This window comes from Caballeronia choica, from assembly GCF_001544535.1.
Classification (GTDB): domain Bacteria; phylum Pseudomonadota; class Gammaproteobacteria; order Burkholderiales; family Burkholderiaceae; genus Caballeronia; species Caballeronia choica.
In genome coordinates, this window is record NZ_FCON02000184.1 from 1 (window position 1) to 12,764 (window position 12,764).

Annotated in this window: 14 protein-coding genes; 5 read left to right on the forward strand and 9 right to left on the reverse strand. The window is 64.1% G+C overall.

The window, feature by feature from the left end:
• The 5 genes from AWB68_RS50100 to pdxR all read right to left on the reverse strand — a co-directional run.
• A partial coding sequence (locus tag AWB68_RS50100) for a hypothetical protein (protein WP_235028737.1) occupies window positions 1–183 on the reverse strand: 183 nt, incomplete at its 3' end.
• 7 nt (window positions 184–190) lie between these two features.
• Complete coding sequence (locus AWB68_RS38425) at window positions 191–1,615, reverse strand: amino acid permease (RefSeq protein ID WP_087649438.1); 1,425 nt, start codon at window positions 1,613–1,615, stop codon at window positions 191–193.
• Window positions 1,616–1,766: 151 nt separating this feature from the next.
• A complete protein-coding gene (locus AWB68_RS38430) occupies window positions 1,767–3,185 on the reverse strand; it encodes an NAD(P)/FAD-dependent oxidoreductase (protein WP_087649439.1) in 1,419 nt (472 codons plus the stop codon).
• 16 nt (window positions 3,186–3,201) lie between these two features.
• On the reverse strand, window positions 3,202–3,606 hold the full coding sequence (locus AWB68_RS38435) for a nuclear transport factor 2 family protein (RefSeq protein ID WP_087649440.1): 405 nt from the start codon (window positions 3,604–3,606) through the stop codon (window positions 3,202–3,204).
• A 165-nt stretch (window positions 3,607–3,771) separates the two neighbouring features.
• Window positions 3,772–5,298: a MocR-like pyridoxine biosynthesis transcription factor PdxR gene (gene pdxR, locus AWB68_RS38440; protein WP_087649441.1), complete on the reverse strand. Its 1,527-nt coding sequence runs from the start codon at window positions 5,296–5,298 to the stop codon at window positions 3,772–3,774.
• A gap of 258 nt (window positions 5,299–5,556) precedes the next feature.
• Here pdxR and tauA point away from each other — a divergent pair, with 258 nt between their 5' ends.
• Genes tauA through AWB68_RS38455 form a run of 3 tightly spaced genes read left to right on the forward strand, consistent with a single transcriptional unit; the run spans window position 5,557 to window position 8,324 of the window.
• The gene (tauA, locus tag AWB68_RS38445) at window positions 5,557–6,582 is read left to right on the forward strand and encodes a taurine ABC transporter substrate-binding protein (protein ID WP_374729650.1); all 1,026 of its coding nucleotides are present in this window, start codon (window positions 5,557–5,559) and stop codon (window positions 6,580–6,582) included.
• Between the two features lie 16 nt (window positions 6,583–6,598).
• Complete coding sequence (locus tag AWB68_RS38450; protein ID WP_087649443.1) at window positions 6,599–7,414, forward strand: taurine ABC transporter ATP-binding protein; 816 nt, start codon at window positions 6,599–6,601, stop codon at window positions 7,412–7,414.
• Window positions 7,407–8,324: an ABC transporter permease subunit gene (locus AWB68_RS38455; protein ID WP_087649444.1), complete on the forward strand. Its 918-nt coding sequence runs from the start codon at window positions 7,407–7,409 to the stop codon at window positions 8,322–8,324. The genes AWB68_RS38450 and AWB68_RS38455 overlap by 8 nt, the downstream gene beginning before the upstream one ends.
• Before the next feature lie 488 nt (window positions 8,325–8,812).
• On the opposite strand, the gene AWB68_RS38460 is transcribed toward AWB68_RS38455, so the two are convergent.
• The 3 genes from AWB68_RS38460 to AWB68_RS38470 all read right to left on the reverse strand — a co-directional run bounded on the left by AWB68_RS38460 (window position 8,813) and on the right by AWB68_RS38470 (window position 10,195).
• A complete protein-coding gene (locus AWB68_RS38460) occupies window positions 8,813–9,082 on the reverse strand; it encodes a DUF1488 family protein (RefSeq protein WP_087649450.1) in 270 nt (89 codons plus the stop codon).
• 175 nt (window positions 9,083–9,257) lie between these two features.
• Window positions 9,258–9,818: a fasciclin domain-containing protein gene (locus tag AWB68_RS38465; protein ID WP_087649445.1), complete on the reverse strand. Its 561-nt coding sequence runs from the start codon at window positions 9,816–9,818 to the stop codon at window positions 9,258–9,260.
• Window positions 9,819–9,967: 149 nt separating this feature from the next.
• Window positions 9,968–10,195, reverse strand: coding sequence for a hypothetical protein (locus AWB68_RS38470; protein ID WP_087649446.1), 228 nt, complete (start codon window positions 10,193–10,195; stop codon window positions 9,968–9,970).
• A gap of 278 nt (window positions 10,196–10,473) precedes the next feature.
• Here AWB68_RS38470 and AWB68_RS38475 point away from each other — a divergent pair, with 278 nt between their 5' ends.
• Both AWB68_RS38475 and AWB68_RS38480 read left to right on the forward strand, forming a co-directional pair.
• Window positions 10,474–11,298 carry a helix-turn-helix transcriptional regulator gene (locus AWB68_RS38475; protein WP_087649447.1) on the forward strand — a complete coding sequence of 275 codons (825 nt, stop codon included), beginning with the start codon at window positions 10,474–10,476 and terminating at the stop codon, window positions 11,296–11,298.
• Window positions 11,299–11,394: 96 nt separating this feature from the next.
• Entirely contained in the window at window positions 11,395–12,057 is a 663-nt protein-coding gene (locus tag AWB68_RS38480) for a DUF2278 family protein (RefSeq protein WP_087649448.1), read from the forward strand.
• Window positions 12,058–12,198: 141 nt separating this feature from the next.
• On the opposite strand, the gene AWB68_RS38485 is transcribed toward AWB68_RS38480, so the two are convergent.
• Window positions 12,199–12,471 carry a hypothetical protein gene (locus tag AWB68_RS38485; protein ID WP_087649449.1) on the reverse strand — a complete coding sequence of 91 codons (273 nt, stop codon included), beginning with the start codon at window positions 12,469–12,471 and terminating at the stop codon, window positions 12,199–12,201.
• Window positions 12,472–12,764: the final 293 nt, after the last annotated feature.

Sequence of the window (12,764 nt, forward strand, 5' to 3'; positions counted from 1 at the left end):
TTTCTTTGCAGCAGCAAAGAAAGTGAGTCCCGCCCCGGACAGGGGCAGAGCAAATAAACCAAAAACAAAACAAGTTCCATGGAAGCGCCTCAACATCAAACGGCGTAAGCACCACACCCCCGAGCGCCAGCGACACCAAACCCCAAGCGCCAGCAACATCAAACCCCAAGCGCCAGCGCTCATCCTCCGCTCAGCGCCTCACGGCCTGCGCCTCGAACTCAACCTCACCGTCCCCCTTGCGCCAGCGGTTCCGCTGCCAGAACACGACCAGCAGCACCGCAAGACTCGCAACCCCGAACCACAACGGCTTCCTCTGATCCGGAATAAACGCCATCGCAACAATGATGCAGACCATCCCCGCGATAGCCACCCAGGTCAGGTAAGGAAAACACCACATCTTCACGCGCAGCTTCCCCGGCGCATCGCGTTCGAGCCGCGCACGCAACTTCAACTGCGACATGGCGATCAGCAGATAAACAAAGATCGCCACCGTCCCATAGGAATTGACGAGGAAGGCAAACACCGTATCCGGCGAAACATACGACATCACCACCGATACATAACCAAACAACGTCCCGATCAGGATCGCGCGCACCGGCACACCGCGCTTGTTGACCTTCGCCAGCGCACGCGGCGCATCCCCACGACGCGTCAGCGCAAACATCATCCGCGAAGCCGCATAAAGCCCCGAGTTCAGCGCCGACAACACCGCCGTCAAAATGATCGCGTTCATCAGATGCGCCGCCGCCGGAATCCGCATGGCTTCGAGCGCGCTGACATACGGCGTCGCCATCCCCGGCGAATTCCACGGCACGATCGCGACGACCAGCAGAATCGATCCCGCATAGAAAACCAGCACCCGCGTGATCACCGAATTGGTCGCCTTCGCGACCGCGCGCTCCGGCTCGTGCGCCTCGGCGGCCGCGATCGTCACGATCTCCGCGCCGAAGTAGAAGCCCGTCGCCGCCACCGCGCCGGACAGCACCGGCCCGATGCCGTTCGGCATGAATCCGCCGTGCGCCGCGATCGATGCAATCGGCAGCGCCGCATGGTCGACGCTCGGCCACATGCCGAACACGAACAGCGTGCCGACGAAGAGAAACACCATGATCGCCGCCACCTTCACCGATGCAAACCAGAACTCGAACTCGCCGTAGCTTCCGACCGAGACAAGATTGGTCAGCGTAAGCGTGACGAGCAGCACGAGGCCGATAATCCAAGCGGGCACCTCCGGCAGCCAGAACTGCACGAGATGCGCGCCCGCGACGGTCTCCACCGCGACGACGATCACCCAGAAGTACCAGTACATCCAGCCGGTGAGAAACCCGGCAAGCTCGCCCGACTTGCGCCGCTCGCCAAACGCGAGCCGCGCGTATTCATAGAACGAGCCGACCGCGGGCATCGCCGATGCCATCTCGCCCAGCATCCGCATGACGAGCACGACGAGCCCGCCCGTCAGCAGGAACGAGATGATCGCGGCCGGTCCCGCCTGCCGTATCACCACGCCGCTGCCGACAAAGAGTCCTGCCCCGATCACGCCGCCCAGCGCGATCATCGTCATGTGCCGCTGTTTCAAACCGCACTTCAATTCGCTTCCGTTGACGGGTTGCTGCATGTGTCGCCTCCATATCCTGTTCGGCCGGCGTCCCGCGCAAGTCGTGCGCGGGTACCGTCCATGAGCGCGCGTGGGTGCCCGGGCGCCGGTCAACGACACCGCGCCCGCACCCCGCCTGGTTTTTATGTGGGAGATGAAACTGGCTGCGCGCTTATGGCTTTTCGTCGCGCAGGTAATACCAGTGGTAAAGCATCCGCTGTCCGAGGCGCCGGAACGGCGCGAACATGTGGCCCGGCAGCGGCGAGGTGAAGATCGGCAGCGTCTGCTGCGCGCCCTTGCCGGCGATGCGCTCGGCAAGCCGCCGTCCGGCCTGTGATGAATACGATACGCCGTTGCCGCCGTAGCCGAGCGCGTAGTACACCGTCTCCTTCGGATCGGGCTGGAACACGCGCGGCATCATGTCGTGGCTCACGTCGACCCAGCCCCACCACGAATAATCGATCTGGATGCCGCGCAGCGCCGGAAACTTCCGATGCAGCCCGTTCTTCAGCAACTCGAAGTGGCGTGGGTTCGGTGCATCGGCGCCGGTGATTGCGCTGCGGCTGCCGATCTGCAGGCGGTTGTCCGGCAGGAGACGGTAGTAAAAGCGCAGCGTGCGCGTGTCGGTGAGCACCTGCGTCGTGCGGAAGTTGCACGCTTCCAGCTCGGCTGGCGTGAGCGGACGCGTCACCATCGAGTTGGACAGGATCGGCATGATCTTGCTCGTCAGCGACCGGTGCAGCCCCGGCGCCGTATAGGCGCCCGTCGCGATGCCGACCGCGCGCGCACGCACGGTGCCGCCCGGCGTGCGCAGATGATGCACGCCGTTGATCGTCTCCCAGCCGATCACAGGACTGCCGGGATGCACCTTCGCGCCATGCTGGCGGGCCAGACGCAGATAGCCATACGCGAGCTTCAGCGGATGCACGCCGATGCCCTCGGGTTCGTGCAGCGCGCCGGCCGATTCGGAATCGTTGACGAATTCGCGGCGGAACGCGTCGGCGCCGAGCAGTTCGGACGGGTAGCCGAACACGTCCTTCCATACCTTGGACTCGGCGGCGAGCCCCTGCATGATCCGCGGCCGGTGCGCGATCAGGAAATGGCCGCCCGGTTGCGGATCGCAATCGATCTGCGCGACGAGAGATTTGAAAGTATTGAAGCCCTCGTAGATCTCGTGATGCATCTTGAGCGCGACATCCTTGCCCCAGCGCTCGATCCACTGCGAGCGCGAGAGCCGTCCCGACGCGTTCTGCCCTTGTCCGCCGTTGCGGCTCGTGCAGCCCCAGCTCACCTTGTTCGCTTCCAGCACGACGGCCTTGATGCCATGCTCGCGCGCGAGAAACAGCGCCGCCGCGAGTCCGGTATAGCCGCCGCCGATGATCGCGACATCGACGTCGATGTCCTGCGTGACCGGGCCGTCGTCGGGCGGCGCGGCGCCGGCCGTCGCGGCCCAGTAGGTCGGCGCGTATTGCTTGCCCTGACCGGGGCCGGGTGACACGAGCGGATCGTAAGTCGGGTCGTAGCGCGTGTCGACGCCCGCTTCGCGAGCGAACGGACCCGTCGCATCCAGGTGGATCGCACCGTTTTTCATGCGAGTCTCCTCGAGATCAGGCGGTTTGCTTCGGACGTTCCTTGCGGAACGCGCGCTTCACCGCGATCAGGCCGTCGCGGAATTCGAACAGGTCGCAACCTTCAGCCTCGATGCGCCAGCCTTCGGCATGCGTGCCGGTGAATACCCATTCCGACACGCCGCGCTCACCCGCGACGTAATGCCGGCCGTGGCCCCAGTGCGCATCGGGGAAGGTCTTGAATACCGCTTCGAAGGCCGCCTTGACCGCCGCGCGGCCGGTAAAGCGCGTGCCGTGGACTTCATTGCCGCCGGCCGCGTCGAAGACGCAGTCGTCGGTCATGAAGCCCATCAGCGCGTCGGCGTCGTGGCGGTTGAATGCGTCGGAAAAGGCGGCGAGCGTGGCCGCCGTGACGGCGGGCGCGTTCGTGAGCGTGTCGGTCATGCTGTCTCCTGTCTGATGATGGGTGAGCCGCACGTTTTTCGACATGTGCGGTTATCGTCATCGACACGTTAAACAGCGCTCAGGTCCGACGGTAGTTCCAGATGCCGGGATTCGCTTGGGCCAGCAGGCCGGGCCTGGCTCTGGCCCGCCCGACGGGCCGGGCGTTCAGGCGTCCGGGCGTTGCGCCCGCACGAGTTCGGCGAGCGCGCGCACGCCGGCATCGATCTTTTCCAGCTTGATCGACGAGAAGCCCATCCGGAAGCAATTGCGCTGCTCCAGTCCGGCCATGAAGAACACGTCGCCGAGTTCGATCAGGATGCCGCGCGTTTCCGCGTCGGCGGCAAGACGGGTCGCGTCGAGCCACGGCGGGCCCTCCACCCAGCATGAGGCGCCGCCGGTGATCGGGACGTGGCGCGCTTCGGGCAGATGCGTGTCGAGCGCGGTCATCAGCGCCTCGGCGCGCTCCTTGTAGGCGTAGGCGAGGCGCCGCAACAGCGCGTCGTGATGGCCGAGCGAGAGAAACGTGGCGAACGCGCGCTGGATATACGCCGCCGGATGGCGCACCATCAGCCGCCGCAGCGCGCGCAGCTCGCGGATCAGTTCGCGCGGCGCCACCACATAGCCGAGCCGCAGCCCTGGCGCGAAGCTCTTCGACAGGCTCCCGACATAGATCACGCGATCCGCCGTGTCTAGGCTCTTCAACGCCGGATGCGGCGCGCCGGAGAAGTTGTTCTCGCTCTCGTAGTCGTCCTCGATCACGACAAAATCGTGCGCCTGCGCCATTTGCAGTAGCGCATGCCGGCGTTCGAGCGGCATCGTCGCGGTGGTCGGGCACTGGTGGCTCGGCGTGACGTACACGTAGTCGCATTGCGCGAGCAGCGCGCGGTCTTCCAGCGGCCGTACGCCGCCGCCATCGACCGGCAGCGGCAGGAGCGGCGCATCGCGGTTCTCGAAGATGTTGCGCGCGTCCGGATAGCCGGGGTTCTCGAAGCCGATGGTGGTGCGCTCGTTCGCGAGCAGGTCCGCGATCAGATACAGCGCCTGCTGCGCGCCGATCGTGATGACGATCTCGTCGGGCATCGCGAACACGCCGCGGCGCGGCAGCACGCGCGTGCGGATTTGCTGGACGAGCGTGTCGTCGTCGCGTTCGATCAGGTCCGGCGCCCAGTTGCGGATTTCCATCACCGAGAGCGCCTTCATGCAGCACTCGCGCCAGTCGCTCGTCGGAAAGAGCGCCTGATCGAACTGGCCGTAACTGAACGGAAACTCGTATTTCTGCCAGTTGGCGGGCTTCACGATGTTGCGCTGCGCGGACGGCGAGCGCGCCATCCGCCTGCCCCAGTCGGGGCGCGCGAGCGCCTCGTCCGAGGCGCTTTGCGGCACGGTCTGGGTCGCCATGAAGCCGTGCTGGCCTTCGAGCATCGCGGGGTTGACGAAGTGGCCGCTGCGTTCGCGCGAGATCAGGTAGCCCTCTTCCACGAGCTGCTGGTACGCGAGCACCACGGTATTGCGGGCGACGCTCAACTGGTCGGCCAGTTCGCGACTCGACGGCAATGCGGTGTCGGCGGGAATCTGGCCGTCGAGAATCGCGGCGACCAGCATCTGCCGAATCTGGCCCTGAAGGCTGATGTTCGACTCCCCCGGGCGCTGGAACCGCTGTGTCCACATTGCCGACGACATCCGGCTCGCCATGCTTCCTCCTTTTGGTTTGCTACGGTTGATGAGCGGTGCTGCGATGCGCAACGCCGGTGCACGAGACCCGCAAATGTGGACTCAACGATCGTCGGCGTCTGGTACTAACTCGCCTGATTTTTAATTGACGATACTCGAATCGACACTGCATCGGCGATCGGGACAAGCCCGGCCGGTCCCGAGAAGACCGCGTGTCCACCACCGGAAGCACGCCCAGGAGACCCGAAAATGCAAGACCTCAAGCCTTCAAGAATGCCACTGCGGCTACTCAGTTCGGTGCAGCGCATCATCGTCTCATGCGCGGCGCTCGTCGCGGTCATGATCCAGCCCGCGCACGCCGAAGACAAGGAAGTCACCATCGCGTACCAGCAGATCGTCGATCCGTGGGTCGTCGCGATCGCCAACGGTTCGATCGAGAAGGCGACCGGCTACAAGATCAACTGGCGCCAGTTCGAGTCGGGCGCGAAAGTCGCCACCGCGATGGCTTCCGGCGACGTGAAAGTCGGCGTGATCGGTTCGAGCCCACTGGCCGCGGCGGTGAGCCAGGGGCTCGACCTGCAGCTTTTCTGGATCCTCGACAACATCAACCAGGCCGAGGCGATGGTCGTGCGCAACGCCTCCAACGTGACGAAGCCGGCCGACCTGAAGGGCAAGACCATCGGCGTGCCGTTCGTCTCCACCACCCACTATCACACGATGTTCGCGCTCCAGCACTGGGGCATCAATCCGTCGGACGTGAAGATCCTCAACATGCAGCCGAACCAGATCGTCGCGGCCTGGGAGCGCGGCGACATCGACGCCGCCTACGTCTGGAATCCGGCGCTCGCCGAACTGAAGAAGAGCGGCCACGTGCTGGTCACGTCGGGCGATTTGTCGAAGCTCGGCAAGCCGACGTTCGATGGTATTGCAGTCGATCGCAAGTGGGGCGAGGATCACAAGGAGTTCATGGCGAAACTCGTGAAGGCGATTTCCGACGCCGACCAGCAATACCGCCAAAACCCCGCGCAATGGAGCGCTACATCGCCGCAGGCCGCGGCGATCGCGAAGATGATCGGCGGCACGCCCGCCGACGTGCCGGAATCGCTCTCGCTCTACGCGTATCCGACGCTCGCCGACCAGGCGTCGTCGCAATGGCTTGGCGGCGGCGCATCGGGCCGCGCCGCGCAGGCGCTCAAGGACACCTCCGAGTTCCTGAAGGAGCAGAAGCGCATCAGCGCAGTCGCGCCCGATTATTCGAAGTTCGTGACGCCCGCGTACGCGGACGCCGCCATGAAGCTCAAGTGATGTCCAGGGGGAATCCATGGAAAGCATGAAGGTGAAAAACGTCAGCGTCGTGTTTCCCGGGCGCAGCGCAGGCGAACGGGTCCACGCGCTCGACAACATCAACCTGACGATCGATTCGGGCGACTTCGTCGTCGCGCTCGGCGCCTCGGGTTGCGGCAAGACCACGCTGCTCTCGCTGATGGCGGGCTTCATCGCGCCGACGAGCGGGGAACTGTTGCTCGGCGGCGAACCGATCGCGGGACCGGGCGCGGATCGCGGCGTCGTGTTCCAGAAGCACGCACTGCTGCCGTGGCTCAACGTGATCGACAACGCCGAATTCGGCCTGAAGCTGCAAGGCGTGGCGAAGGCGAAGCGGCATGAGATCGCGGTGCGCAATCTCGCGCTCGTCGGCTTGCAGGACTTCCACAAGCACATGATCTATCAACTGTCGGGCGGGATGCAGCAGCGCGTGGGCATCGCCCGCGCACTGACCTGCGATCCGGCGATGCTGCTGATGGACGAACCGATGGCCGCGCTTGACGCCCTCACGCGCGAGACCATCCAGGAACTGCTGCTCGACGTGTGGAAGAAGACGAACAAGATGTTTTTCTTCATCACGCATAGCGTCGAGGAGGCGCTTTTTCTGGCGAGCCGGCTGATCGTGATGTCGCCGCGCCCCGGGCGCATCACGCACACGTACGAACTCGATTTCAACCGCCGCTTCCTCGAAACGCGCGATGCGCGTGCCATCAAGTCGAGTCCCGATTTCATCGAGATGCGAGAGCGCATCCTCGGCATCATCTACGGCGATGAGAAATCGCACGGCGCACAACAAGAGGTGTCGCATGTCTAGTTCCAAAGCGATTCACGCGCTCTTTCACGGCCGCGCGGCGGCGTCCTCCGACACGTCCGCCGAGCCGCCGCGCACGCCGCGCCGGCGCTCCCGCGTGCTGGCGAAAAAGCCCGTCAAGCCCGGCGACGCGTTCGGCGTGCCCGGCCACGGCAGCAGCATGGTGACGAGCCTGGTCACGATCGTCGCGTTCGTCGGCATCTGGTTCGCGGTCACGAACCTGCACCTGATCAAGCCGCTGTTCCTGCCGTCGCCGCAGGCGGTGTATGCGAAGTTCCTGGTCGTCGCCACCGACGGCTTCGCCAACTCGACGCTTGCCCAGCACACGGGCATCAGCCTGTTGCGCGTGTTCGGCGCGTTCGCGCTCGCCTGTCTCACGGCGATTCCCGTCGGCGTGATGATGGGCGTCTCGCGGATTGCGCGCGGCGTGTTCGATCCGCCGATCGAGTTCTATCGGCCGCTGCCGCCGCTGGCTTACCTGCCGCTCATCATCATCTGGTTCGGCATTGGCGAGTTTTCCAAGGTGCTGCTGATCTACCTCGCGATTTTCGCGCCACTGGCGATCGCGGCGCGGGCGGGCGTGCGCTCGGTGTCGATCGAGCAGATCCATGCCGCGTACTCGATGGGCGCATCGCGCACGCAGGTCGTGTTGTACGTGATCATGAAGTCGGCGTTACCGGAGATTTTCACGGGCATGCGGATCGGCATTGGCGTCGGCTGGACGACGCTTGTCGCGGCGGAAATGGTGGCATCGACGAGCGGCCTCGGTTTCATGGTGCTCAACGCGGCGGAATTCCTCGCGAGCGACGTGGTGATCATGGGGATCATCGTGATTGGATTCTTCGCGCTCTGCTTCGACGTGCTGATGCGATATGTGGAACGCGTGCTCGTGCCGTGGAAGGGCAAGGTGTGAGCGCGGGCGGGGCGCCGCATGAACTAAAAAACGGGCGTGAACGAACGCCCGTTTTTTATTGTCAGTTGAATGTTCGAATACTGAAGTCGTAACTGCGGTGCAAGTCAGTGGCGCGTCGTGGGCCTAGTGCTACCAAATCACCCCACGTCCAAGCGCGTAGCGCGAGGCCGGATGAATGATTGCTGGTCCACTTCGTATGGCGGTGCGACGTGCGCGCCTCGTCTACATGCCAACAACGATGAAACCCCGCTAACGACACTCCCCCGGTTGGACCACTCAGAGGGAGCGGGCTAGCGGCGCATGGCAAGGATTGGCGTTGAAAAGCTGCTTTCTTTGCTTACTTTCTTTGCAGCAGCAAAGAAAGTGAGTCCCGCCCCGGACAGGGGCAGAGCAAATAAACCACAAAAAACACAAGTTCCCCAGAAGCCTGGGCGCATCAAACGGCGTAAACAACAACCTCAACCCCAAACCAAGCGCCAGCGAAACCCCTAATGCGTAAAATCACTGGCATGTAACACAATCGGCGCCCGCCTATCCCGCAACATCTTCCGCTCGACGGCTGCAGCAATCCGCTTCCGCCCATCCATATAGGCCTTCAATAACCGAGCGTCAGCGGCACCGATGGGCGTCCAGAAGTGTTCCTCCAGCGCATCCCGGGTAATCGCGCACTGCACCGTCTGCCCGTGCGCTACCGCCATGAAAACGACCATTTTTCCGTCTGACGAGACGCTTGCCTCTGCCGTAAGTGTGCTTTCCATGACCGCGCTTTGTTGTCTGCCGACCGGCCCCGGACCATCCGGGCGCCTCGCGTCGAATTCGTTCTCAGCGGAAATAATAGCGCCCAAATGAGACCAGCGCCGCGCCGCTTCCCGAAATCGCGGCGGCGGTTGTTTCCGGATTCGGGCCGGATGGCGGAGCAAGCGCCGTCGGGCGTCACTTGGGCATCAGCACCCGGTCGACGACCATGATGACGCCATTGCTCTGATAGACGTCGTAGGTGGAGATGTCGGCGGTGTGGCCGAGACGATCGGTCACGACGATATTGCGTGGGCCATTTTCGGCGAACGAAAGTGTCTCGCCATTGACGGTTTTCAGTTCCGCCTTGCCGCCGCCTTCCCGGATGGCTGCATCGAGCTTGCGAAAGTCGTAGCGCCCCGCGACCACGTGGTACGTCAGGATGCTGGTGAGCGCCGGCTTGTTCTCCGGCTTGACGAGCGATTCGACCGTGCCTGCGGGCAGGGCGGCGAAGGCCTCGTTAGTCGGCGCGAAGACGGTGAAAGGTCCGGCGCCCTTCAAGGTATCGACGAGTCCCGCCGCCTTGACCGCCGCGACGAGCGTCGTATGGTCCTGCGAATTCATTGCGTTATCGACGATGTCCTTGCCCGGGTACATCGCCTGTCCGCCGACCGTCACGGTATCGGCTGCCGCCGCGAACACACCCGGTGCCGCGATCGTCAGCGCGGCCGCGCATGCGCCGATCATCCACTTTCTCATGACACTCTCCTCTGAAGGCAGCACTGGATTGCGCTGCGTGGAGGCATATACGGGTTTGCATAACGGACGGATGCAATGCGGACGTCGAGTAGGCGTTCGATGAATCCCGGCATTCTTTTGCATCCGATGACGCTTGCCTTGGACCTGCTTCAAGCGGAGTGGTCGTTGGCTTTGCTTAGCATTTCTTTATCGAAGTCGGCGAAGGGTAAAGCCACAAGTGGAAAGGCTGTCGCTGCGAAGAAAGCGGTCAAGCAACCTGATGCCGCCGCTATCGCCCCTCGGACATCCGTCTCGGGGGGCGATCTTTTCAGCGGATCGATATTGAAGTAGCGCACGCTGCATAGCCCCGCCAAGGTTTTCACATCGACTTCCGTCATGCGGCCGGATTCAGTGTTTGTGGAACAAATCCGAGCGGGCGTGATGACGAGCCTTCCGTCTTCGGCGTTCGTGGCCATACCAACGGGGGCGAGGCGTGCAACGTAGCGAGGTCGCCGCTTCCCCCACATGCCCCCGCCAGCGGGGGCACTACCCCTGCGCAATCGGGGTGTTGCGACCAGGGTATCTGTACGACATTAGATACATCCACGCAGCCCCTCCGTCGCACGAACCAGCGCGCCGGACCCCGCCCACCGGCGAAACGGAAAGGACACCATCGATGTCACATTCATTCGATCCAGCGAGTGCGTCTCCCTACTATCGCTTCGTATGGGTAGACCTCACGGGGGACGCGGATGCGTCGCTTGCCGAATCGCTCGACGGCGCCTTCGATATCCATCGGGTCCGCGAGCCCGCCCGGGTCGCAGCCGCGATCTGCGACCGCGCGCCCGCCTTCGTCTGCTTCGAGTTCGACGAGCCGAACGCACAGGGCGTCGATGCGCTCACCCGCGTGCGCCGCGAGCATCCCGCGCTGCCCGTCCTCGTGATCGCGGGACGCAACTCGATGGCGGTCGCGATGTGGGCGCTGCGTCTGCGCGTCTGGGATCTGCTGATCAAGCCGGTGCCGCTGCGCGAACTGTGCCGCAGCATCCTCGCGCTCGCATCGATCACCCGCAGCGGCGAGACGGGGCCTGCGCGACCCACGCTCAGCGCATCTGAACGCATCGAACCGCGCCCGGCCTTCGATCCGCGCGACCGGCAGAAAAAGACCCAGCCTGCCATCTCCTACGTAAGCGCAAACTTCAACGGCAGGATCGCGCTCGATCACGTCGCGGCGCTGTGCCAGTTGAGCCCCTCGCAGTTTTGCCGCACGTTCCGGCAGGAACACGGCGTGAGTTTCGGCCAGTATCTGCTGCGCTACCGGATGGAGCGCGCGTGCGAACGCCTCGCGCATCCCGATGCGCTCGTGAAGGAAGTGGCGTACTCGGTCGGCTTCAACGACCTCTCGTACTTCACCCGCGTCTTCCGGCGCCAGTTCGGCATGTGCCCGAGCGTGTACCAGGCGGGCGCGAGGTCGTCGTGCACGCTGGAAGGGTCTCCCTGACGAACGGCCGAGGACGACGGCCGCAGGCCAAACCCCCCGCGAGATTCGCGCTATCCTGCTTGCTCGCCGCGTTCGCGCGCACCGAGGGAGCATCGCATGGCACTTGCCTATGGCTTCGTGAAAGCGAGGATCGTTTCGCCGCCGCTGCTCAAGGCGACGCGGCGGCAGCATGAAACGCAGTATCACGAGCACTTCGGCGTGCGGGTGAACGGCGCGCACTGGGATGTCGCGGTCAACGTCGGAACGAACGACGACGACGACCTTTTGAAGTACAAGCTCGTATACGACTTCCGCCACCCGCTCATTCAGACGCTCAAGCAGACGCCGGCCGGCTCTCATCCGCTGACGGGCACCGCCGCACTGCCGGCGATCGATGTCATGCGCAGCGACATCCTCGCGGCGACCGGCGACTGGCGCAACAGCGACGTGATGGACGGCAGCGGCTTTCCCGAACCCGCGGCGTCGCTCAAGCGCCTCCTGGTGCGGGCGCAGCAAAGCCAGGCCGACGTCTACGTCTTCGGCCGCTTCTACGCCGAAGGCGACGGCATCCACGATACGCACATGAACCAGGGTTCGACCGGCAGCTTCATCCACCGCGCGGGCGACGACTCCAACGATCACAACGACATCTGGCAGGACGGCTGCGTGCTCGTCGATCTCGGCGAGCCCGAGTGGGCCGCGTATTTCGCCGCGTTCAACAAGCAACTGGTGCCGACCGACGACCTCGGCAATCCGCTACCCGACGCGCAGCCGATCTGATATTTGGGGAAGGGCGGCTCGATCGGAGCCGACGCGCAATGACGGTCCAGCGCCTGCGCCGATCCGCCTGACGCAGACGAAAAAAAGCCCGGCCGTTCGATTCGCTCGACGGGCCGGGCTTTTTCTTGCGCGGGAACGCCTTTACTGCGGCTGACCCTTGTCGTTGGTGCCGAGCGAGGAGGCTGCCTTCGCCGCCGACGCGCCCTTCAGGTGCGCCGCCTTGTCCTCTTGATGCAGCGTCGTGCCGCCCGTGCCCTTCTTGTGCTTCGCGTGCGGGGCCGATGACGCCAGGCCGGAATCCGGGCCTGTGGGCTTGCCGCCTTCCGAGTTCGAGCCGCCGCCTTGTGCAAAAACCGGGGCCGAGAGTGCAAATGCCAACATGCCAACTACTGCCAACTTGTTCGTTTGTTTCATCAGAAACTCCTTTTATTTAGCGGTGTAGGGCCATCAATACGACACATTCGGAACGGAGACCGGTCCTCTGCGGCGCTGTCGCGACACGCAATCACTCATTTCACTTCGTTTACACGACGTTCTATCAACGCCTGACTATCCACAAACGTTGACAAATTATTTGCGGGCGACGGCGGGGCGTTCGCTCGCCGGCGGCGTCTCCCAGCCGCCGCCGAGCGCGAGGAACAGGTTGACCTGATCGAGCGCGACCTGACCTTCGGCCGCCGCGAGCTGCGAGTTGGTCGTCGTGAGCG

Bases quoted from the DNA above. Each gene is read 5' to 3' on its own strand.
- AWB68_RS38485 (WP_087649449.1), bottom strand. From the start codon at position 12,471: ATGAAACAAACGAACAAGTTGGCAGTAGTTGGCATGTTGGCATTTGCA.
- pdxR (WP_087649441.1), bottom strand. From the start codon at position 5,298: ATGGCGAGCCGGATGTCGTCGGCAATGTGGACACAGCGGTTCCAGCGC.
- AWB68_RS38480 (WP_087649448.1), top strand. From the start codon at position 11,395: ATGGCACTTGCCTATGGCTTCGTGAAAGCGAGGATCGTTTCGCCGCCG.
- AWB68_RS38465 (WP_087649445.1), bottom strand. From the start codon at position 9,818: ATGAGAAAGTGGATGATCGGCGCATGCGCGGCCGCGCTGACGATCGCG.
- AWB68_RS38430 (WP_087649439.1), bottom strand. From the start codon at position 3,185: ATGAAAAACGGTGCGATCCACCTGGATGCGACGGGTCCGTTCGCTCGC.
- AWB68_RS38425 (WP_087649438.1), bottom strand. From the start codon at position 1,615: ATGCAGCAACCCGTCAACGGAAGCGAATTGAAGTGCGGTTTGAAACAG.
- AWB68_RS38455 (WP_087649444.1), top strand. From the start codon at position 7,407: ATGTCTAGTTCCAAAGCGATTCACGCGCTCTTTCACGGCCGCGCGGCG.
- AWB68_RS38435 (WP_087649440.1), bottom strand. From the start codon at position 3,606: ATGACCGACACGCTCACGAACGCGCCCGCCGTCACGGCGGCCACGCTC.
- AWB68_RS38475 (WP_087649447.1), top strand. From the start codon at position 10,474: ATGTCACATTCATTCGATCCAGCGAGTGCGTCTCCCTACTATCGCTTC.
- AWB68_RS38470 (WP_087649446.1), bottom strand. From the start codon at position 10,195: ATGACGGAAGTCGATGTGAAAACCTTGGCGGGGCTATGCAGCGTGCGC.
- AWB68_RS38460 (WP_087649450.1), bottom strand. From the start codon at position 9,082: ATGGAAAGCACACTTACGGCAGAGGCAAGCGTCTCGTCAGACGGAAAA.
- AWB68_RS38450 (WP_087649443.1), top strand. From the start codon at position 6,599: ATGGAAAGCATGAAGGTGAAAAACGTCAGCGTCGTGTTTCCCGGGCGC.